26 protein-coding genes are annotated in these 23,073 nt (G+C 28.5%); all 26 read left to right on the plus strand.

Features of this window, described 5'->3' with window-relative positions; all coding sequences use genetic code 11:
- Positions 1–35 precede the first annotated feature (35 nt).
- Positions 36–935, plus strand: a complete 900-nt coding sequence (locus tag CLFE_RS04260; protein ID WP_077892382.1) for a glycosyltransferase family 2 protein — start codon at positions 36–38, stop codon at positions 933–935.
- Between the two features lie 44 nt (positions 936–979).
- Positions 980–2,245 carry an O-antigen ligase family protein gene (locus CLFE_RS04265; RefSeq protein ID WP_077892383.1) on the plus strand — a complete coding sequence of 422 codons (1,266 nt, stop codon included), beginning with the start codon at positions 980–982 and terminating at the stop codon, positions 2,243–2,245.
- A gap of 28 nt (positions 2,246–2,273) precedes the next feature.
- Entirely contained in the window at positions 2,274–3,404 is a 1,131-nt protein-coding gene (locus CLFE_RS04270) for a glycosyltransferase family 4 protein (RefSeq protein ID WP_169850874.1), read from the plus strand.
- 19 nt (positions 3,405–3,423) lie between these two features.
- Positions 3,424–4,590 (plus strand): beta 1-4 rhamnosyltransferase Cps2T, encoded by a 1,167-nt coding sequence (gene cps2T / locus CLFE_RS04275; protein WP_077892385.1) that lies wholly within the window; start codon positions 3,424–3,426, stop codon positions 4,588–4,590.
- Positions 4,591–4,615: 25 nt separating this feature from the next.
- Complete coding sequence (locus CLFE_RS04280) at positions 4,616–6,052, plus strand: flippase (RefSeq protein ID WP_077892386.1); 1,437 nt, start codon at positions 4,616–4,618, stop codon at positions 6,050–6,052.
- Between the two features lies 1 nt (position 6,053).
- A complete protein-coding gene (locus CLFE_RS04285) occupies positions 6,054–7,154 on the plus strand; it encodes a glycosyltransferase family 4 protein (protein WP_077892387.1) in 1,101 nt (366 codons plus the stop codon).
- 70 nt (positions 7,155–7,224) lie between these two features.
- Complete coding sequence (locus CLFE_RS24225; RefSeq protein ID WP_284738949.1) at positions 7,225–7,848, plus strand: CatB-related O-acetyltransferase; 624 nt, start codon at positions 7,225–7,227, stop codon at positions 7,846–7,848.
- Between the two features lie 62 nt (positions 7,849–7,910).
- Positions 7,911–8,930, plus strand: coding sequence for an LCP family protein (locus CLFE_RS04295; RefSeq protein WP_077892388.1), 1,020 nt, complete (start codon positions 7,911–7,913; stop codon positions 8,928–8,930).
- Positions 8,931–8,955: 25 nt separating this feature from the next.
- The gene (locus CLFE_RS04300; protein WP_077892389.1) at positions 8,956–9,720 is read left to right on the plus strand and encodes a tyrosine-protein phosphatase; all 765 of its coding nucleotides are present in this window, start codon (positions 8,956–8,958) and stop codon (positions 9,718–9,720) included.
- Positions 9,721–9,753: 33 nt separating this feature from the next.
- The gene (locus CLFE_RS04305; RefSeq protein ID WP_077892390.1) at positions 9,754–10,437 is read left to right on the plus strand and encodes a YveK family protein; all 684 of its coding nucleotides are present in this window, start codon (positions 9,754–9,756) and stop codon (positions 10,435–10,437) included.
- Positions 10,438–10,449: 12 nt separating this feature from the next.
- Positions 10,450–11,154 (plus strand): CpsD/CapB family tyrosine-protein kinase, encoded by a 705-nt coding sequence (locus tag CLFE_RS04310; protein ID WP_077834999.1) that lies wholly within the window; start codon positions 10,450–10,452, stop codon positions 11,152–11,154.
- 194 nt (positions 11,155–11,348) lie between these two features.
- Positions 11,349–11,732, plus strand: coding sequence for a hypothetical protein (locus CLFE_RS04315; RefSeq protein WP_077892391.1), 384 nt, complete (start codon positions 11,349–11,351; stop codon positions 11,730–11,732).
- Positions 11,733–12,018: 286 nt separating this feature from the next.
- Positions 12,019–12,729: an HNH endonuclease gene (locus CLFE_RS04320; protein ID WP_207651348.1), complete on the plus strand. Its 711-nt coding sequence runs from the start codon at positions 12,019–12,021 to the stop codon at positions 12,727–12,729.
- 39 nt (positions 12,730–12,768) lie between these two features.
- Positions 12,769–13,233: a DUF6985 domain-containing protein gene (locus CLFE_RS04325; RefSeq protein ID WP_242951555.1), complete on the plus strand. Its 465-nt coding sequence runs from the start codon at positions 12,769–12,771 to the stop codon at positions 13,231–13,233.
- Positions 13,234–13,417: 184 nt separating this feature from the next.
- On the plus strand, positions 13,418–13,741 hold the full coding sequence (locus CLFE_RS04330) for a hypothetical protein (protein WP_077892393.1): 324 nt from the start codon (positions 13,418–13,420) through the stop codon (positions 13,739–13,741).
- Positions 13,742–13,829: 88 nt separating this feature from the next.
- Positions 13,830–14,312 (plus strand): DNA/RNA non-specific endonuclease, encoded by a 483-nt coding sequence (locus CLFE_RS04335; protein WP_207651349.1) that lies wholly within the window; start codon positions 13,830–13,832, stop codon positions 14,310–14,312.
- A 49-nt stretch (positions 14,313–14,361) separates the two neighbouring features.
- Positions 14,362–14,829: a DUF600 domain-containing protein gene (locus CLFE_RS04340; protein ID WP_077892394.1), complete on the plus strand. Its 468-nt coding sequence runs from the start codon at positions 14,362–14,364 to the stop codon at positions 14,827–14,829.
- 171 nt (positions 14,830–15,000) lie between these two features.
- Positions 15,001–15,147 (plus strand): hypothetical protein, encoded by a 147-nt coding sequence (locus CLFE_RS04345; protein WP_169850875.1) that lies wholly within the window; start codon positions 15,001–15,003, stop codon positions 15,145–15,147.
- A 328-nt stretch (positions 15,148–15,475) separates the two neighbouring features.
- Positions 15,476–16,060, plus strand: coding sequence for a biotin transporter BioY (locus CLFE_RS04350; RefSeq protein WP_077892395.1), 585 nt, complete (start codon positions 15,476–15,478; stop codon positions 16,058–16,060).
- A 15-nt stretch (positions 16,061–16,075) separates the two neighbouring features.
- Positions 16,076–17,047 (plus strand): biotin synthase BioB, encoded by a 972-nt coding sequence (gene bioB, locus CLFE_RS04355; RefSeq protein ID WP_077892396.1) that lies wholly within the window; start codon positions 16,076–16,078, stop codon positions 17,045–17,047.
- Positions 17,040–17,723, plus strand: a complete 684-nt coding sequence (bioD, locus tag CLFE_RS04360) for a dethiobiotin synthase (protein WP_077892397.1) — start codon at positions 17,040–17,042, stop codon at positions 17,721–17,723. Before bioB ends, bioD begins: the two co-directional genes overlap by 8 nt.
- Before the next feature lie 22 nt (positions 17,724–17,745).
- On the plus strand, positions 17,746–19,086 hold the full coding sequence (gene bioA / locus CLFE_RS04365; protein WP_077892551.1) for an adenosylmethionine--8-amino-7-oxononanoate transaminase: 1,341 nt from the start codon (positions 17,746–17,748) through the stop codon (positions 19,084–19,086).
- Between the two features lie 241 nt (positions 19,087–19,327).
- A complete protein-coding gene (locus CLFE_RS04370) occupies positions 19,328–19,489 on the plus strand; it encodes a hypothetical protein (protein ID WP_169850873.1) in 162 nt (53 codons plus the stop codon).
- A 545-nt stretch (positions 19,490–20,034) separates the two neighbouring features.
- The gene (locus CLFE_RS04375) at positions 20,035–20,709 is read left to right on the plus strand and encodes a sugar transferase (protein ID WP_077892398.1); all 675 of its coding nucleotides are present in this window, start codon (positions 20,035–20,037) and stop codon (positions 20,707–20,709) included.
- Positions 20,710–20,733: 24 nt separating this feature from the next.
- On the plus strand, positions 20,734–21,786 hold the full coding sequence (locus CLFE_RS04380) for a mannose-1-phosphate guanylyltransferase (RefSeq protein WP_077892399.1): 1,053 nt from the start codon (positions 20,734–20,736) through the stop codon (positions 21,784–21,786).
- A 23-nt stretch (positions 21,787–21,809) separates the two neighbouring features.
- Entirely contained in the window at positions 21,810–23,072 is a 1,263-nt protein-coding gene (locus tag CLFE_RS04385; RefSeq protein WP_077892400.1) for a glycosyltransferase family 4 protein, read from the plus strand.
- Position 23,073: the final 1 nt, after the last annotated feature.

Genomic DNA, 23,073 nt, shown 5'->3' on the forward strand with positions numbered 1-23,073 from the left:
ATAGCGATATTTAGATATATTGAAAGGATAGAGTAATGGGACAACCGTTAGTTTATATAATTATATTAAATTATAATGGATACAAAGATACTATTGAGTGTGTAAATAGTATTGAGAAAATAACCTACAGCAATTACAAAATAGTTATAGTAGATAATGCATCTAAAGATAGCTCAGCAGAGATATTAAAGAAGAACTTTGATAAACATGTTATTATTCAAGCTGAAAGCAACAGAGGATTTGCGGCAGGTAATAATATTGGAATTAAATATGCTATAGATAATGGAGCAGAATATGTGCTATTAATAAACAACGACACTGTAGTTGAGAAAGATTTTTTAATGAATTTAGTAAAAAATATTGATGTTAATAAAAAAGTAGGAATGTTGACTGGTAAAATATACTATTATGCAGAACCTAAAAGAATATGGTTTGCTGGAGGTGGAATAAATGAACTAAAGGGAAATGCATATCATGTAGGTATGAACGAAATTGATGTTGGAGAAAAATATTCATGTAAACAGCAGATTAAATTTGCATCTGGATGTTTTCAATTAATAAGTAAAGAATTAATTAATAATGTTGGTTATATGAATGAAAAATATTTTATGTATTATGAGGATACGGATTATTGTTACAGAATTATAAATAGTGGGTATAAAATATTATATGAACCGAATTCAGTTATTTATCATAAGGTTAGTTCATCTACCGGTGGATGTAAATCATTTTTTACTCAATTTTATATGACTAGAAATAGACTTATATTTATAAATAAGTATATGAATGGTATATATAAGTATACTAGTTTAGTGTGGTTTTATCTTACTTTTTTTATTAAGATTTTTGATAGAAGGCAAAATAATAGTGCTTGTATAAAGGGAATTAGCGAGTATTATAAAATTAAGTCTACAATTTTTGATAACATAGAGTGAGTTTGATTCTATGCTATTTATACATCGGAGAAAGAGTTGATTTTATGAATAGAAAATTTATTTTAAAAATAAACTTACTAGTTATATTATTTATTGCATCAATAGTAGTTATATATAAAAAACTCAATTTTATGTACAATGTATTTATAATAATTATTATTTGTTTATTGTTATTTAGTGAGTTAATTAAAAATTTCAATTTAAGTAGAAGAATTTCTTTTAAAATAAAAGAGTCTTGCATGGTTAGTTTATTTATATTTTGTTGTTTTTTATCAACAATTTATAATTTTAGCTTAACAAATACGGGGAAACTATTAATAATATTTCTTATGGTTCCAATAACTATTATAATAGTTATCAAATATGGATATGAGTATATAGTAAAATTTTTGAAAGCTTCTTTAAATTTCGTTGTGCTTTTTAATTTTGTGGGAATTTATGAGATATTGAGTAAGAAAAATATTTTCTTTGAATTTCTTAGCGAAAGCCTCCAAGGGGATAAAATTTCATTTCAAACAACATATGGATATGACGAATTTAGAGTTTATTCTGCATTTGGTCATCCTATAATATATGGAAATATATTAGTAGTATTCTTTTTTATATGCATTCTTTTGGAAAAGAGTACATATAAAAAAATTGTTTTTTCAAGTGTAATTCTCATGAATTTATATTTTACAAAATCAAGAAGTTCTTGGCTTGCTTTTTTTGTGATTTTAATTTTATATCTTATTAATAGAATTATCTATAATAATAAAAATAATAAAAAGTTAAAATTAAAAGTGAACTACATAATTGCATTTGATTTTATTACAATATTGGTCAGCTTTTTACTTTATAAGTCTGGTGTAATAAAGAAAATTTATGAAAGATTTATGCTTATAGAATTAGGTGATGGATCTAAAATACAACGAGTTGTTACTATAGGTAATATAATAAATAATTGGATTAATAGTAACTGGTTCATTAAGTTATTTGGAAATGGATATGATACTGTAAAAGATTTTATGATGAATAATCAAGTACTTATGCAAGGATTTCAATATACAGATAATCAATATATGACAATGTTATACGAATTTGGAGTAATAAGTGTTGTTATATATATAATTATATTGATTTTTTATATAAAAAAGATTATATTTACTGAAAACAAATTTGAAATTTTAATGTCAATTATTTTTATTAGTATCTCTATAAATATGTTTTTCTATGAATGTTTTGCATGGAAGCCAATAATAATGTTGTTGATTTTATCATTAACATTATTATGCTTAAAATTTACTAATAATATAAATGAAGAAATATAAGTAATTATTGATGTTTGGAGGTGGGAATTTGAAGGTTTTCTTAATAGATCAGATAGGGAACATAAATAATAAATATTCATTTGATTTATGTAATGGATTGTACAAAAACGGAATAAATGTAAAACTGATAACAAATGATTGTAATAATACAGAAGGATTAAACGTAGAATTTAAAAAAATTTTTAAATCATTTGGTAGAAGAGGAAAGGTCAAAAAGTTATTACAATACATAAATAGTTGGAGAGAAATAATAAAATATATCGAAATTGAAAATATAGATATATTACATGTCCAATGGATTACATTTGCACCTGTTGATTATTATTTCTTGAATATGATAAGTAAAAAAAGGGTTAAGATTGTAATGACTGTTCATGATATTTTACCATTTAATAAAAAAATATACGATTACCATTATCATAAAAAGATATATAATAAAACTGACAGGATAATTTTACAGGCGAAGGTTAATGTTGATAGGATTCAACAAGAATTTAATTTGGAAAAGGATAAATGTAAATATATACCTCATGGCCATTTTATTAGTAATGTTAAGACTATTGATAAGCATGTAGCTAGAAAAGCTCTTAGTATTGCAAACAATAAAAAAGTTTTTCTGTTTTTTGGTCAGATAAAAAAAGTCAAAGGATTACATATACTAATACAAGCTTTAAGTTTGGCTGTAAAAGAAAATAAAAATATATACTTAATAATTGCAGGAAAAGTGTGGAAAGATAATTTTGCATATTATCAAGACATTATAGATAAATTAAACTTAAAAGATTATATTAGATGTGATATTAAATTTATACCAGATGAAGATATAGGATATTATTTTTGTGCAAGTGATGTAATAGTACTGCCATATTTAGAAATATATCAAAGTGGTGTAGTACAGTTGGCATATGCTTATTCTAAACCAGTTATAGCAACTGATGTTGGTGGACTAGGTGAAGTAGTTGAACAAAATATAACAGGTGTATTAGTCCCTAAAGCTAATAAAGAATTATTAGCTAAAGCAATAGTATCATTTTCAAAGGAGAGTATGGATGCTATTGACAAGATAGGTGCAAACGGGAAAAAATATGCGGAAAAAAATTTTGATTGGCAAAATATATGTAAAGATGTAAAAGAATTATATAATAATGTTTGTATGTAAAATAGGAGTGAGTATGTAGGTGAAGCATATTTTTATAATTGGATCTAAAGGTATACCAGCTAATTATGGAGGGTTTGAAACATTTGTTGATAAGTTGACAGAAAAAAGTAAAAACGAACAAATACATTATTATGTTTCGTGTATGGGAAAAAACAATGATAAATTTGTTTATAATAATGCAAATTGTTTTAATGTAAAGGTGCCTAAAGTGGGTTCTGCTAGTGCTGTGATTTATGATATCATGTCATTAATTAGAGTTAGAAATTACATAAAGCAAAAAAGGATAGGTTCAAATAGTATAATATATATATTAGCTTGTAGAATAGGGCCATTCTTGAATTTTTATAAGAAATACATAAAAACGCTTGAAGCTAAAATTTATATAAATCCTGATGGTCATGAATGGAAAAGAAGTAAATGGAACTGTGCTGTAAAAAAGTATTGGAAAATATCTGAAAAATTGATGATTAAAAGTGGAGATATAGTAGTATGTGATTCTATTGGGATTGAAAGATATATAAATGATGAATATAAAAAATATAATCCTAAAACTGTATTTATTCCGTATGGAGCTGAAATTATAGATTACAAGAGAAATATAAATAAAGAAGTTGAGTTTAGTGAGTGGATGAAAAGGAATGATATTAATAATAATAATTACTATCTAGTAGTTGGGCGATTTGTACCAGAAAATAATTATGAGTTTATAATAAAAGAATTCATGAATTCTAAAACCCAAAAAGATTTAGTTTTAGTAACCAATAGTGATACTAATTTAAAATTTTATAATTATTTAGTTAATTCGGTAAGGTTTGTAAATGATAAAAGAATTAAATTTGTTGGAACTATTTACGATGAATATAAATTGCATATGTTACGTAGTCAAGCATTTGCATATATTCATGGACATTCAGTTGGTGGAACTAATCCATCGTTGTTAGAAGCATTAGCTACAACAAAATTAAATTTATTATACAATGTTATTTTTAACAGAGAAGTAGGACAAAAGGCCACATACTATTTTGATTCAGAAGAGAGAAATTTAAGTTGTCTAATAGAAGAAGTTGAAAAACTAAGTAATGAGGAAATTAAAGAGCATGGAGAGTTATGTAAGAATATAATTTCTAATAAATATAGTTGGAAATTCATTGTGGAAAAATACGAAAAGATTTTTTTGCAATGTTAATGTTACTTAATAAGGTGAATTTAATATGAAAAAGGTAAATAAAGTAGTTAAAAATTTTTTCTCACTTTTGTTTTCTAATTTTTTGGGACAAATATTAGCATTTATTGCAACTGTTTATATAGCAAGATATTTTGGACCAAACAATTTTGGAGTAATAAATTTTTCTAATGCTGTGATAATGTATTTTACAGCTTTAGCTAGTTTTGGGTTGCAAACTTTTGGAATTATAGAGATTGCAAAATCAAAAAAAAATAATAATTATAGTATAAATTTAATAATGAGTCTGAGAATTTTTCTTGCAATTATATCGTACGTTTTAATTGTAATATTTGTTATTATTATACGTAAAAGCGAATTATATAAATTAAGCATACTATTTTATGGTTTGACAATTTTTCCAACAGCTATTTGTGTTGATTGGATTTTTAATGCTAATGAAGAGATGCAATATAACTCTAGGTCTATAATAATAAAAAATATTTTATATTCAATAGCAGTTATCGTATCAATATTAATCTTTAAAATTAAGAATGTATATTATTTAGCTTTATTTATGTTTATGGCGACTTTAATTAGTAGTTTATACCTTATTATATTAATTAAAAAATTATATAAAATTAAGTTTAAATTTACAATTAACTTAAAAGAATATAAAAAATTAATTTTAGCATCATGGCCATTTTTCTTTTCTGGTATTTTTGCTACAATAAATTCTAATATAGCAACTCTTATGTTGGGATTTATGAGAACTGATTATGAAATAGGCATTTATAATTCTGTTTATAAGATAGTTAATGTTTTTATAATGATAGCCGGACTTTTTTTTACCCCAATCTATCCTTTGTTAATTAAGTATTACAATTCAGAAGTAAAATATAAATTAAATGATCTTATTAATAATTTAAGGAAAATAATATATATAATCTCTGTGCCATTAATATTTATAGCATTTATAATGAAACGAGAAGTTATAAATACAATTTATGGTAATAAATATTCGGGAGCATATAGCATATTTACTATTTTAATTATATATGTTGCTTTATTATATGTGAGAGAAATATATGGATATGCATTAAGTGCATGGGAACTTCAAAAAAAATACATGAATATAGTACTAGTTTCATCTTTGTATAATATAGTTTCTAATTTCATTTTTATTGGTAAATTTGGGATAGAGGCAGCTGCAATAAATACTTTAATTAGTGAGGTACTTAATCTTATTTTAATGTTTAAAGTAACCAATTCACAAATTTCTATAAAATATAATAATTCTTTTATTTTAAAAGTTATTATATCTTCAATTATAATGAGCTTTACAATAATATTATTTAAGATTATAACAGTAAATGCGATAGTGTTATCTATAATTGGTACTTTAAGTTACTTTGTTTCTTTATTTATATTTAAGGTTATAACAATTAAAGAAATAAAAAATCTTTTACTAGAAAGGAAAGAATGAAATGAGATTTGTAACATTATTTCCTGAATCAGAGAACATACACTTAATAAAAGATGTTGGAATGATTGCTTATGCATTGCATAAAAAATATGGATTTCAGTCATACTTGGCATGCTATAACAATGGTGAATATCCTTATTTAAAAAAAGAAGTTAAGGGACTGAAAGTTAATTTTATAAAGAAATATACAGGAAATGCTACATTAGACAGTATAGTATACTTGATGAAAAATTCAAATAAAATAGATGTTTTACATATATTTCATCTTTCTAAAAGATCATATCTATGGATATTGATATATAAGTTTTTAAATAGTAGTGGAAAAGTATTTTTAAAATTAGATGCTAACAGAGAAATTAAGACATATTTAATATATAAAAAAGGAGCAAAGCATAATTTTATAAAATATATTTTTCGAAAATGCAAATTAGTAAGTGTAGAAACCAAAGAATTATGTGATTATTTTAATGAAAATAATTTTAAAGAAGTTAAGTTTGTGCCAAATGGATTTTATGAAAGTAATTTCAATATTGAAAGAAATGTAAATATTAAGAAGAAAGATGTAATAATAACAGTAGGAAGAATTGGCTCTAAGGAAAAAGCTAATGATATTTTATTACAAGCTTTTGCATTGATTCATGATAAAATACCCAATTGGAAACTTAATTTAGTAGGACCAATTGAAGATAAATTTAAAGATTATATATATAAGTATTTTAATAAGTATCCATCATTAAAAGATAAAGTTAGTTTTAAAGGACCTATGTATGATAGAGAAATACTTAAAAATGAATATGAGTCAGCTAAAATATTTTGTTTAACGTCATTATATGAGAGTTTTGGTTTCGTTTTAGTTGAAGCAATAAAAAATGGATGTTATGTTATTTCTTCTGATGTACCAGCAGCTTATGATATTACGAATAACGAAAAGTATGGGAGAATATTTCCAGTAAATGATATTGAAAAACTTTGTGAATTGTTACTTGAAAAGTGTAAAAGTCAAGAATTAAAATATATAAGTAATGAAATACAAAATTTTGCATACGAAAATTATAATTGGATGGTAATATGTGATAAAATTAAATCTTTTTTAGAGATATAAAACACTTATGATCTTAATTATAACCATAAAATTAGTTATTAAATAATAAATTTTTATAACAATGGAGGTGGTGAAAATTATAATTGATAGGATAATATATCATGTTAAGCTTGTGTTTTTCAAAATTAAATGGAGAAAAAAAAATAAGAATAATTTTACTTCTGTAAAAAACATTTTTGATTTAAATAAAGTTAAAGTAGGAAAAATGTCTTATGGCATTCTTCAAGTACATCAATGGGACGATGCTAAAGAAAAATTAATAATAGGGGAGTATGTATCTATTGCATTAGGAACAGAATTTATTCTGGGTGGAAATCATAGGATGGATACAATATCTACATATCCATTTAAAACAAAAATTTTGGGAGAGAGTGATGAAGCTTATACGAAGGGTACTATCATAATTGAGGACGGTGTGTGGATAGGAATGAATTCAATAATTTTATCAGGTGTGACAATTGGCAAAGGTGCTGTAGTTGGTGCTGGTAGTGTGGTTTCTAAAAACATCCCCCCATATGCAGTTGCAGTAGGTAATCCTGCTAAAATCATTAAATATCGAATACCAAAAAAATTGATTCAACAGGCGTTAGAATTTGATTATTCAAAAATAGACAATAACTTTATTAAGAAAAACTTGAATTTGTTATATTCTGAGTTAAATGAAGATGTTTTGAAAAGATTAAATTCTAATTAAAATATATACAATTTGAATAAGTATTTTAAAACATAAGAACCAATTGGTAAAAGGAGGTAATCATGAAACCTAAAAAGAAATTTAGCTTTTTGAAAAAGTTTTTTCTCACAGTTTTTATTTTAATAGTAGTAGTAGGTGTAACAGCTGGTGGGTACTTTTATTCAAAAACAAGTAAAATGAAGAAAAAAGTAATATCAAAAAAACCATCTGACCTTGGAATATCACAGAAGACTCAAACAGATTTGCAGAAATATGACGACACTATAAACATAGCATTATTTGGAGTTGATAGACGTGAAAAGACAGATATATCTCGTTCAGATTCTATTCTAATTTTAACAATGGATCCGACACATAAAAAGTTGAAAATATCCTCAATAATGAGAGATACATATGTAAATGTTGATGGACATGGTAAGACTAAAATAACTCATGCCTATGCTTACGGTGGTCCGCAGTTGGCAATAAAAACTATAAATGAGAACTTCAATTTAAATGTTAAAGATTATGTAACTGTTGATTTTTATGCCTTTGAAAAAATTATAGACAAGCTTAATGGTGTGGAAATAGATGTTCAGCCAGATGAAGTTAATTATTTGAACAGTTATATAGATGAAGTTTCGAAATATGAGAAGGTTAAGCCTAATCATGTTACAGCATCTGGGAAACAGCTTTTAGATGGAAGACAAGCAGTAGCTTATTCTAGAATTAGATACACAGCTGGTGGTGATTTTCAGAGAACGGAAAGACAAAGAACTGTACTCATGGCAGTTTTCAATAAAATGAAGGCTCAAGGAAAAGGTAACATGATAAGCATGATGGATGAAATGCTTCCATACACTGAAACAAGCTTAGGTAGTCTTGATATTGCAAAGTATGGTACAAAATTTATTTCGTTAAATATAGATTCTATAGATCAAGAAAGATTTCCAGTTGATGGTTATTGCAGTGGAATTACTGTAGATGGTGTTTGGTATCTTAATACGGATTTAGCTGTGACTTCTGATCAAATGAGAAAATATATTTTTGATGATGTAAAGCCAACACCTAAAACATCACTAGTAAATATACCTGCTAAATAAAAGCACAAAAGAAAGAGGTGATTTAGTGGTAGACATACATTCGCATATAATACCAGAAATTGATGATGGTTCAAATTCACTTGATACTACCTTAAAAATGATGGATATAGCTAAGAAGGCAGGACTTACTAAAATGATTGCCACCTCTCATTATTTTAGAGGTAGATTTGAAAATAGTATAGCTGATATTTCTAAAAAATCAGAACATCTAAATAACATATTTAAAGAAAAATCAGTAGATATTGAGGTTATACCAGGGCAAGAGGTTTTTATAGATAATCATACAATGGAAGCTTATAAAAATGGAATAATTGGGTGTATAAAAGACACAAACTATATGCTTGTGGAATTTGATATGATGTCACTTCCTGAAAATGCAGCGGACATTTTATATGAACTTCAAATAAAAGGAGTTAAGCCTATAATAGCTCATCCTGAAAGATATACCTATATTCAAAAGGATTTGTATAAAATAAATGATCTCATAGATGACAATATTTATTTTCAAGTAAATGCAGGAAGTGTAGAAGGTGTTTTTGGGAAAACTGTACAAAAAACAGCACTAAAGCTTATAGAAGAAGGTGTAGTTAGCTTCATTGCCTCAGATGCGCACTCCGCAGGAAAAAGATGTCCAGGCTATGACAGGGCACTTAAGGAAATATCTAAAATCGACAGTATATTGCCTGGGAAATTTGTAAAAAACGCAGATTTACTTATAGAGAATGAGGACATAAAGATGATTCCTCGAAAACTAAAAAGAAAAAAAGGGTTCTTCTCTTTTTTTAAGTAGAGAAGAATGAATTTATACACAGGGGGGAAACCAATGGGACAAGAAAATGATATAGACTTTACTGGTTTTTTTGACGTTTTAAATAAAGAAAAGGGCATGATAGCTATAGTAACAATATTTTTTGTGCTATTTTCAGCTGTTTTAAGCTTTTTTATACTTAAACCAACTTATCAGGGACACGTTACAGTTATAATAGGTAGAAATGATACAAAATCAACAACTAATGAACAATACAATGATGTAATGATGTCTCAAAATCTTACAAAAACCTATGCTCAAATTGCTGAGTCAAGATCAGTTGCAAGTAAAACTGTAGACAAACTTGCTAATGGAACTAAAATTGACGCTATATCAAGTGCAGTAACAGTTACACCTCAAACAGGAACACAAATAATAGATATAACCGCAAATGCAAAGTCACCAGAAGCAGCAGCAGATTTAGCAAATGATTTTTCAGATAGCTTTGTTGAGGTTTCAAAAGCAGTTTATACAGCAGGGGATGCTAGAATAATCGATAGAGCAACAGCACCAAAAGCACCGATAAAGCCTAAAAAGCTTATGAATATTGCTGTAGCTTTTATTTTAGGACTTTTTGTGTCAATTGGTATAGCTTTTCTTAAAGAATACATGGATAAAACCATAAAAACACAAGAAGATATAAAGAGGCATTTAGATTTGCCAGTAATTGGGGTAATACCTAACTATGAAGAAGATTAAAGGGGGAGAAATATGTTAGTAGTTAAGGACAAACCTAAATCTCCTATATCAGAGGCTTATAGAACACTTAGGAGTAATATACAATTTTCAAGTTTTGATAAGGAAATGCAGTTAATATTGATAACTAGTTCAGGACCAGGGGAAGGAAAATCAACTACTTCCTGCAATTTAGCTTTGGCAATGGCAGAGGCAGGAAATTCAGTTTTATTGTTAGACTGCGACCTTAGAAAGCCAAGTACCCACAAAAAATTTAAGATATCCAACAATGTTGGTTTATCAAATGTACTAGCTGGACGTGCTAAATTTGAAGATTCAAGTCATTGGTATAGTAAAAATTTATGTATACTTACGGCGGGAAAAATTCCTCCCAATCCAGCTGAAATGTTATCTTCTAATAGAATGAAAGCATTTTTAAAAGAAGCAAGGGGAGTTTTTAAATACATAATACTTGATGCACCACCAGTAATAGCAGTAACTGACCCACAGATTTTATCAACTATGGTTGATGGGGTGATTTTAGTTGTAAGTTCAGGAGTGGCTGAAATTGAGGCAGCTAAAAGAGCTAAAGAACTTTTAGAAAACGTGAACGCTAATATAATAGGTTCAGTTTTAAATAGAGTTGATACTCAAAGTAGACATGGTTACTATGGTGGATATTATTATTACTATGGTGATGAGGGACAAAAAGTAAAAAAGCATAAAGAAGAAGAGGAATAAATATAAAATTAAGAATGGAAGAGTTGTTTTGAGGCATTAGTTTCAGAACGGCTCTTTTTTTTATTTAATTTAAAGCTTGTAAGCACTTAAATTAAATAAAAAAGGCTATTATTGATATAAGAGAAGGAAAACAATAAAATAAAAGGATAAGTAAGGAACATATTTTACTAAAGATAAAATTTATGACATAAAGTGTGATACAAATAGCAGATGAAATATTAGTAGTAATTTCAAAAATGGACTCATTTATAAAAGAATTGAGAAAAGGAATAGACAAAACAGAAGCAGTTAAAAATGATATAAAAAGAGAGCAGAGAAGATTAAATAATGGATTAAGTTCAGATATAATTAAAGCAGTTCAAGGTGATGTAACCAAAATTTTAACTTCTTCAAAAAGCATATTGGATATAATGGTTAGGATGTCAATAAACCTAAACACTGGAAAAACGGAATTTATAAATGCAGACAAAAATAGTTTTGATTTAAAAGCACTCCATCCTAAAAGAATTTACAGGGGGGACGAGCCTTCAAAAGAAAATACAGTAAAAGCAAATTTATTGCCAAATGCTAAGCTGTAGAAAGATATATTAAGGTGGGCATTTGAACAAGCTGTCAAAAGTAAAATTGAAAGTGATATAGTAAAAAGTAAACTAAAGGTAGGAGACTTTGATGGGGTATCAATAGAACTTACAGAAATAGATTTAGAAAATGTATTAAATACAATAACTATGAAGAGAAGCAGGAGCAGCAATTGAGGGTTTTCAAACGCTATTTAAGCTAGGAACAAAAGGATACAAGCTGCTTAAAATAGGCATAACTGGAGCAAAAGAGGCTCTATCAAAATTAACAGTAGAGAAGGTAGCATTGGCATTTGCAGGTGTAAAGGGACTAGAACAAATAGAAGAAACAGCTGAAAATATAAAGAAAGAAGAAGGCATAATAAAGACAGCGTTAGAGTCAGCAAAGCGGAAATTAGATGATTTGTACAAAATAGTGTATGATGGAGAGAGTGGTGGAAAAGATATTCCTCCTGCTTTTAAGCAAGAAGACTTTGCTAGTTCATATGAAGCAAGAATTAACCAAACACCTGCGGAGGCGAATGTAAAAGTAGAGTTTAAAGGAAACAGGGGGGAATCTCTATGTACACTTAAGCCACCGCCAGACCCTGAATTAAAAAAGATATTAGATAAAGCAGGTGTTGATGGGATTCAGTATAAAAATGGAGTTCCTGATTTTTCGCCAGTTTCAAAAGCTGAAGTTGAGATAAAGTATATGCTTGGTGGAAAAGGAGTAAATGGGAACAAGGCCAGAAACTTAAATTTTGAACAGGCTAATACAGAATTAGCAAAAAAACTCAACAAATCTTCAGAATTAGCAAAAAAATTTGATATGGTAGCAGGAGATATTAAACCTTCTGATATCGAGAAATATAGGGTGAAAAATAACCTAACGTGGCATGAGTTAAATGATACGAAAACAATTCAGCTTGTACCAACGAAAATCAATTCGACCTTTGGACACACTGGAGGCGTTGGAGAGATTAATGCAGGTGCATATAAAAATAAAATTCAATAGTGTACAAACAATACGCTAGATATATAGGAGTGATTTATAATGATTAATGATTCAATATTTGGTGAAATAGAATATGATTATATTTGGTCAAAAAACAGTAAAATTAATTTTTTAAATAAAGAAGTTGATATTATGTTAATTATAGCTGGAGATGATGATGGTAAATTTGAAGGTGGTCAATATGAAGCTTATCAAGTTTTAATTAATTATTGGAATAGTATTCAGAAAACACTTTTAAAACCCATTTTAGATTATTATAAGGAAAGACGTAAGGAATTAGGATATGATATTGAATTTAATGAATATTATCCAGAAATAAATTCAACTAAAGAACTATTAAATTATATTACTTTAGTTGGAATAAAGGTACCTTATGCTAATATTTATGGTGGAAGAAGTATAGGTATAAGTTTTGATTGCACATGGGATGAAGAAAATGGTGTAGGTGTTAGACTAAATAATGAACAAGTTATTGAAGTTGGATACCAAGATATAGCTATTTAAATAATATGTCTCCCAAGGTTGCGAGAATAATATAGATGAAGGTGCTTATACCTTAGTCATCAATATTAGGCTACAAATATAGTTTTGTTATCACAGCAAAATATAAAACATTACTTTATAATGATAAAATGCTGGTAAATATAGATTTTGTTTAGGAATAGAGATGTTTCATTTGAGATAGCAGATGAAACATCTTTTTTATTTAAATGCTTCAAAAAGCATATTGGATATAATGGTTAGGATTTCAATAAACATAAACACTGCAAAAACGGAATTTACTAAGGTAGGAGACTTTGATGGGGCATCAATAGAACTTACTGGTATGGATGTAGAAAATATACTAAACGCACTAACTATGAGAGAAGCAGGAGCAGCAATTGAGGGTTTTCAAACGCTATTTAAGTTAGGTTCAAAAGGATACAAGCTGCTTAAAATAGGCATAACTGGAGCAAAAGAGGCTTTATCAAAATTAACAGTATTTAGCATTTACAGGTGCAAAGGGGCTTGAACAAATAGAAGAAACAGCCGAAAATATAAAGAAAGAAGAAGGCATAATAAAGACAGCTTTAGAGTCAGCTAAGCGGAAATTAGATGATTTGTATAAAATAGTGTATGATGGTGATGGTGGGAATAAGAAAAGTATTGAAAGTAAAACTTTAGTAGATGAAGGAAAACAATTTAATAATGGAAGAAAGAATAAATTAAAACCTAACATTAGATATAAAACAGGAGAGTTTGACTATTTTTATGAAACAGATAATATTGGAAGAATTGAAAAATTTGAAACAGATAATTTGAAATTAACAGAAAGAAGTAATAGATTACCACATAGTAAAAATACACCAGGAAAATTAAGGGGAAAGGATAATGCAGGACATTTAGCTGGTGATAGATTTGGAGGATCACCTAAGATAGATAATTTAGTTTCTCAATTAGAAAATGTGAATAAAAGTCAATATAAGAAGATAGAAAATCAATGGGCAAAAGCATTAGAAGAAGGGAAACAAGTTAAAGTAAAATTAGATATTAAATACGAGGGAAATAGTATGAGACCATCTAAATTTAATGTACACCTATGAAATAGGTGGAGAATTTTTTTCAAAGATTTTATTAAATTAGGAGGACGATATGAATAAGAATTTTGAAGATTTTTTTAGTGAATTGCAGGCAGATATGGTATCAATATGTTTAGAATATGCAGAAAATAAAGCAAATAAAATTTATATTTATTGTTCATTTGAGGAAAGTATGATTTCAAGTGATTTCTTTTATAATATTAATGATAAGATTGTTAGAAAACATAAGTTAAATGATGCTGTAAATATTGGAATGAATAGATTTAGGTATGATACTTCAGTGGAGCGCCAAAAAGGTGTACTTAATATCATTAATGAGGATATTGAAAAAATTTATAGACTGTGTAAGGAATATAAAAGAGAGATGCCAACGGAAATAAAATTAATATATGATGTTAACAAGAATAGTTTAACAGCAGAATATAAATACGATTTAATATATTCTACTGATTCAATTAAAACAGCAGATGATATAGCTATAGAATGGTTTCAGAACATTAAACTGGAAAATAATAAATAAAGATTATTATCTAATAGAGCTAACATTTCAAAATAAGAAATGTTAGCTTTTTAAATTAGTGATTTAGAAGTTTTTTGTACAAAAATATTAGTAGAAATTAAAAATAAGTGAATTGGGAATTTGTGAGAAGTATTTTAGACACAATAATTAGGATGTCAATAAACCTAAACATTGGAAAAACGGAATTTACTAAAGGTAGGAGATTTTGATGGGGCATCAATAGAACTTACTGGTATGGATGTAGAAAATGTACTAAACGCACTAACTATGGGAGAAGCAGGGCAGCACTTGAGAGCTTTTAAACTTTATTTAAGATAAGCTCAAAGGGCTACAAGCTGCTTGAAATAGGCATAACTGGAGAAAAAGAGGCTCTATAAAAATTAATAGTAGAGAATGATAAAATTGTTAGAAAACATAAGTTAAATGCAGATGGTATAGCCATAGAATAGCTTGAAAATATTAAATTGCAAAACAATAAATAAATATTATTATTAGCTACTAGAGTTAACGTTTCAAAATAAGAAATATTAGCTTGGTTCTTATTAGCTATTTAGAAATTTTCGCACAAATTATATTGTCAACCATACTAATAAACAAAGTTGACAATATTATTCTAAAGGTATATATTGGTTGTGGAGGTGAGGAAATGGATTGCCAAAAAGTAAGTTTAATACAAAAGAATAAAAAGATAACAACAAAACAGCTAATTATGTGTAGTCTTTTTACAGCATTAATTGCAGTAGGAACATTTATTAAGATTCCTATACCGGTTTTGCCGTTTACACTTCAATTTTTATTTACTATGATGGCAGGTCTTCTGCTTGGAGGAGAGCTGGGAGCTTGCAGTGTATTTGTGTACATGCTGTTAGGTCTTATAGGTCTGCCTATATTTACAGAGGGAGGAGGAATAGGTTATGTATTTAAACCAACTTTTGGATATATAATTGGCTTTTGTATTGCTAGCTATGTTACTGGAAAAATTGCAAATAAAGTTTCTAATCCTACATATAAGAGAGTTCTATTAGGAAATTTTATTGGATTAGTTATTGTTTATGGTTTTGGAATGATTTATTATTATATAATTTGTAATTTTGTAATAAACACTCCAATAGGTGTATGGCCACTATTTTTATACTGTTTTATATTAGCAGTTCCAGGAGATATTCTACTTTGTGTAATAAGTGCAGTACTTTACAAACGACTTATTCCAGCAGTTAAATTCTTTAGATGAAAGGAAGAGTATATTATGAATACATTAGAGAAACTAAAAAATAAAGTATTGAGTGGAAAAATGATAGAAAAAGAGGAAGCTCTTACTTTAGTGGATGAAAAATTAGAAGATTTGTGCAGTGCAGCAAATGAAATAAGAAAGCACTACTGTGGTAATACCTTTGATATATGCACCATTATAAATGGTAAGAGCGGTAAGTGTTCTGAAAATTGTAAGTTCTGTGCACAATCTTCCTTCTATAATACAGATATAAATACATATTCACTTCTAGACAGTGAAGAAGTTCTTAAAGCAGCAAAATATAGTGATGATAAGGGAGTGCTGCGCTATTCTATTGTAACTTCAGGAAAAAGATTAAGTGATGATGAAGTTGATAAGGTTTGTGACAGTGTAAGAAAGATAAAAGAAAATACAAATATATCTGTCTGTGGATCTTTTGGACTTTTAAATAAAGAGCAGTATGCAAAACTTAGAAAAGCAGGAGTTACAAGAGTTCATAACAATCTAGAAACTTCAAAAAGTAATTTTAAAAATGTGTGTACAACTCATACTTATGAAGAGAAAATCAGAGCAATTAATGAGGCTAAAAAAGCTGGATTAAATTTATGTAGTGGTGGAATTATGGGGCTTTCAGAGACTATGGAAGATAGAATTGAGATGGCTATTGATATAAGAAATTTAGGAATACGTTCAATTCCTGTAAATATGTTAAATCCTATTAAAGGTACACCCTATGAAAACAATAAAAAGCTTACAAATGATGATATGTGCAGGATTGTTGCCATATTTAGATTTTTAGTGCCAAATGCATCAATTAGACTTGCAGGTGGAAGAGGATTATTACCTGATAAGGGTAGAAAGTGCTTTCTATCAGGAGCAAACGCGGTAATTTCAGGAGATATGTTAACTACATCTGGAATATCAATAGAAACAGATATGAAAATGATTAAAGAACTTGGATTTGAGGTGGGGATTTGGAATGAGTAAGAAAATTTTTATTACAGCAACAGGAACTGATATAGGAAAAACGTTTGTAACAGCACTCATAGTTAAGAAGTTGAGAGACAATTGCTACAAGGCAGGTTATTATAAGGCGGCCTTAAGTGGAGCAGAGGTAACGGAAAATGGTATTGTGCCAGGTGATGCTTATTATGTGAATAAAATTGCTAAGATTAATGAAAATGTGGATAACCTTGTGTCATATGTGTATAAAGAAGCAGTATCACCACATTTAGCTTCACAAATAGAGGGGAATCCAGTGGAAATAAGTAAAGTTGCAGAAGATTTTAATAAGGCTTTATCAAAGTATGATTATTTAACTATGGAGGGCAGTGGTGGAATAGTATGTCCTATAAGATATGATAATAAAAAAATTATGCTTGAGGATATTATAAAAGAATTGGGACTTTCTACTTTAATTATTGCAGATGCAGGTCTTGGAACAATTAATAACGTGGTTCTTACTGTAGAATATTTAAAAAATAGAGATATACCTATAAATGGAATTATATTAAATCATTATAGTAAAGGAAACATGCTTCACGAGGATAACATAAAGATGATAGAGGAAATTACTAAAGTTAAGGTTGTAGCTTTAGTTGAAGAAAATGACAAAGAACTTAATATTGATATAAATAAATTACTGGAAATGTATGATGATTAACAAAATAGAAAAGAGTGTGGATATGAACTTAGTAGAAAAAGATTTAAAGTATATATGGCATCCCTGCTCTCAAATGAAGGATTATGAGGAACTAAAGCCTATTATAATTGATCATGGTAAGGGTATTTATCTGTATGATAAAGAGGGCAAGGAGTACATAGATATAGTGAGTTCCTGGTGGTGTAATTTGCTTGGGCACTGTAATCCCAAAATAAATGAATATATTAAAAATCAGCTTGATAAGTTGGAACATGTTATTTTCGCTAATTTTTCTCATGAACCAGCAATAGAACTTTGTGAAGAATTAATTAAAGTACTTCCTAAAGGCCTTACAAAATTTAATTTCGCTGACAATGGTTCGGCATCTGTTGAATGTGCTTTGAAAATGAGCTTTCAGTATCAATACCAAACAGGCAATAAGAAGAAAACAAAGTTCATGTGTTTAAGTGAAGGATACCATGGAGAGACTATTGGGGCTTTATCTGTAGGAGGTATGGACTTATATGCAAAAATATACAAGCCTATGTTGATGGATGCCATTCATGTACAAGCACCTGATTGCTATAGATGCCCTTATGGTAAAGATAGAAAGTCTTGTGAGGTAGAGTGTTTTGAACATTTAGAAAAAGCTTTTGAAAAATGGGGAGAGGAGACTTGTGCAATAATTGTAGAGCCGTTACTTCAAGGAAGTGCAGGAATGAAAATTTATCCAGCCAGTTATTTAAGAAAATTAAGAAGGCTATGTGATGAATACAAGGTACTGCTTATTGCAGACGAAATCGCTACTGGCTTTGGAAGGACAGGAAAAATGTTTGCTTTTGATCACGCAAAGGTAAGTCCAGATATTATGTGTGTATCTAAAGCCTTGACTGGTGGATACATGCCTATGTCCATAACAATTACAACAGAGAAAATCTACAATGCTTTTTACGATGATTATAATAAAGGAAAAGCATTTATGCACAGTCATACCTATAGTGGAAATCCTCTTAGCTGTTCTGCTGCTTTGGCAGTCCAAAAAATTCTAAGAGAAGAAAATATTTTAGACAATGCAAAAATAAAGGCTGAGTATTTAAATAGTAAGCTAAATAATGCATTGCTAGAGAATCCTCATATAGGTGAAATTAGGCATATCGGGCTTATTAATGCAATGGAGCTTGTAACCAATAAAGAGACAAAAGAGGGGTATGATCCTAGACTTAGAATAGGTTATGAAATATATAAAAGCGCATTAAATAAGGGTTTGATATTAAGACCCCTTGGCAATGTATTATATTTTAATCCTCCATTAAATATTAAGGAAGATGAAATAGACAAAGCAGTTTCAATATGTAAAGAAGTAATAGAAGATTTTTTAAATTAAGGAAGAAAATATAAGGAGTTGTTTGGAGGTTATGATTCAAACAACTTCTTATATTTTCTTACGTTAATAAGAGTTTATTTCCACTAAGTTCCTATGTATCCTCATTTATAATTATGCTACAATATTTAAGTGTAAATTTATTATCCGCAGAAGGATGGTTGCGGAGGTTTTGGACGCTTTATCCTTCCTTGGGCTAGTTGTGAATCTTTTTCACTTTAGTTTAAAGGAGGTGGTATTGGATATGCTAGAATTGATTATAAAAAATCTAACAGTACTTTATATTGTTAGGTTAGTTTTAAGACATAATCTTTTTGTTTCTAATTTAATTATTGAGATAAAATTTCTTGGTATTCATATAGAAGTTAACGGCAAAGAGAAAAAACACCCATCCAGCGAAGATTAGTGTTTTCTCTTAATTAAAATCTGTTTGATTAATCCGATAGCCCTAAAATAAAATAAACGTTCTGGGCAATGCTTAGTGTTACAGCACTAGGCATTTCTTATTTATATTATATCAAATTTTGAAAAAAAATAAACACATAACTTATAAATTTATTTTTATAGGGTCTGTGAATATAATGTTTTAAGAATAGCTTAGTTTACTTTGGTAAGAGTCATTGTATTGATGAGTAGAATTGATTTTTAAGATTTTGCTCTTTTTTTATATCCAAACTTAAAACAGTAAGGATTATTTTACCAACAGTAAAGAAAATTATATAAATTCTTCTACAAATTATGACAAAATTATTGATTTTACATATAAAGCATAAAAATATATAGTACGATAATAAAAAAACAGGATATAAAAGTAAAAACATTAATATGTATACATGCTAACCTAAAAAAAACTAGCGAAATTTCGAGAAAAGTGGTGAAAAATTAAGAAGGTTAATGTATAATGTTATTTAAAAATAGTAATAGTTTTAGATTAAGGAGGAGGAACATAAGTTGCAAGAGTTAGATTTAGAATACAGCAGTGGAGTCGAAGTTAGTGCATGTAAGAATTACAACAGAAGTAATATGTATTATGTAGCTAAAAGATCCATAGATATAATAGTCTCAATAATTGGTATAGTTATGCTTAGTCCTCTTATGTTGATTATCTCTATTTATATAAAAATGAGTTCAGAAGGAAATGCTATTTTTTCACATATTAGACTAGGGTATAGGGGAAGGTACATAAAGGTCTATAAATTCAGAACTATGGTCCAAAATGCAGAAGAGGTTCTGAAAAATATGACGCCTTCCGAGAAAAAAGAATTTGAAGAAAATTTTAAACTTGAAAATGATCCTAGAATAACTAAGGTAGGTAGATTTCTAAGAAAGACAAGCCTTGATGAGCTTCCACAATTTTTTAATGTGTTAATTGGCAACATGACTTTAGTTGGTCCAAGACCTATAGTTGAAGCAGAATTAGTTAAGTATGGTGAACATGGAAGAAAGTTTTTGAGTGTAAAGCCAGGAGTTACAGGCTTGTGGCAGGTTAGTGGAAGAAGTGATACTTCATACGAGGAAAGAGTTATACTTGATATGAATTATATAGATAATAGAAGCTTATGGATGGACCTAAAAATATTATTTATGACATTTATAGTAGTTATGAAAAAAGACGGAGCAATGTAATAAAGTAAGGGGGAATTTTTGTATATGCTTTGTGCACTAATAATGGCAGGTGGAAAAGGAGAGAGATTTTGGCCTCTATCGACAGATGAAAAGCCAAAGCAATTTTTGCAGCTTTTAAGTGATAAAACAATGATTCAGATGACAGTAGAGAGACTGCAAGGTGTAATTGATATTGAGAGAATTTTTGTAGTAACCGGTGAAAGATATGTTGATATATTAAAACAGCAGCTTCCAGAGTTACCAGAAAGAAATATAATAGTTGAACCTGTAGGGAAGAATACTGCACCTTGTATAGCATTATCTGCTTTTATAATAAACAAATATTATAAGGATGCAAGCTTAGTGGTACTCCCTTCAGATCAGCTAATAGTTGATGATGATAAACTTTTAAAAACTATAAAGGCAGCTGAGAAGTTTGTAGAGGAAAATGAAAGTGTTATAGTCACACTTGGAATGAAACCTACTAGGCCTGAAACAGGTTATGGCTATATAAAATCAGGAGTAGTTAGAAGCGAAATAGATGGCTTTGAGATAAAAAGAGTAGAAAAATTTGTGGAAAAACCTAATAAAGAAAATGCCGAAAGGTATGTTGAAGATGGTAACTTCCTTTGGAATGGCGGAATGTTCATATGGAAATGTTCTACAATACTTGGCCTAACTGAAAAACATCTTAATAAAACCTATAATATATTAAAGAAAATAGCTGAAGAGAAAGAAAATCAGTTAAAAGATATTTTAGAAAAGGAATATTTAAAGGTTGAGGCTATATCAGTAGATTATGGAATAATGGAAAAGGCAGACAATATATATGTGATTCCTTGTAACTTTGGTTGGGATGATATAGGAACCTGGTATGCAGTTGAAAGGTATAGAGATAAGGATGAAGATAACAATGTTTGTGTTGGTGATATAAAAAATATAGATGGTAAAAATAACATCGTTGTTGGAAAAAAGAAGCCTATAGTTGTGGTTGGACTTTCTGAGGTATTTGTGGTTGAAAGTGATGATATAATTTTTGTTGGTAAAAAAGAGGATATAGAGAGAATAAAAGAAATAAAGAAAAAAGTTAAAGAGTAGAGAGGTATAAAAGGGTATTCAATATGAGAAAAAAACTACTATTTTTCACAAGTAGATTGCCACTTGAACCTGTATCTGGTAGAGAAATGAGCCTGTACTATTATATAAAATATTTACGAAAAATGTATAAGTACAAAATCATAGTAGTAACCTTTGATGATAAAAATGAAGTATTAAAAAAACCAAATGAATATATTGAAAAACTTTATAAGGTAAAAGCTCCTTCTAAAAAAGTAGTTATTATCAATTTGTTAAACATGGTAGTAGCTAAGAAAATGCCTTTGCAGGTGGCTTTATATTATTCAAAAGCTACTAAAAGTTATGTAGATGAAATAATTCAAAAGGAAAAACCAGATATTGTAATGGCAGATATGGTTAGAACTAGTGAATATCTTAAGGATTTTAAAGGGAAAAAAATATTCGATATGGATGATATGCTCTCAGTAAGATATGAGAGGCAGCTTAATGCAAAGGGAAAAATAATAAATCCTTTCGGAGCATTTTCTGAAAAGTTGCCTAAATTTATTAAAAAGCTTACAGATAAGGATTTTGTTAAAAAAATAATACTTCAGTATGAATGTAAAGCTTTAGTAGATTATGAAGTGGAAATTTCAAAGAGTTATGATGCTGTGGTTTTAGTATCAGATAGGGAAAAAGAGAGATTAAATAGAAGCCTTAATGAGCATAAAGCGGTAACGGTTTCAACAGGAGTTAATTGCCAGTATTTTTCAGAAAAAGATATGAAGGTAAGAAATAATGTAATAAGCTTTTTAGGAGTTTATTCTGCTCCACACAATGAAGACGCAGTTTTATATTTTTATAACAACATATTTCCAATTATAAAAAAGCGTAAAAAAGAGCTTGTATTAAGATTAGTTGGGGGAAATGTTACCCCTTCAATTAGAAAGCTTTCACATGATCAAGATGTTGATATAAGAGGAAGAGTTCCTGATGTAAGGCAGCACATAAAAGAAAGCAGGGTTTTTGTAGCACCTCTTAGATTTGGAAGTGGAATAAAAACAAAGATATTAGAAGCAATGGCTATGGGAGTACCAGTAGTTACAACATCCATTGGTGCAGAGGGAATGAATGTAGAAAATTACAAGGATATTATAATTGAAGATGATGAAAAAAAGTTTGCAGAGGCTGTGCTTAAATTAACCAGTGATGATGAGTTATACAATAAGCTTTCTTCAAATGGCAGAAGCTTTGTTATTAGTAATTATGATTGGAATATTAAGATGAAGTCTTGGGAAAAAGTATTTAACTTATTAAATAGAGGTTGAT

It is taken from the genome of Clostridium felsineum DSM 794 (assembly GCF_002006355.2).
GTDB classification, from domain to species: Bacteria; Bacillota; Clostridia; order Clostridiales; family Clostridiaceae; genus Clostridium_S; species Clostridium_S felsineum.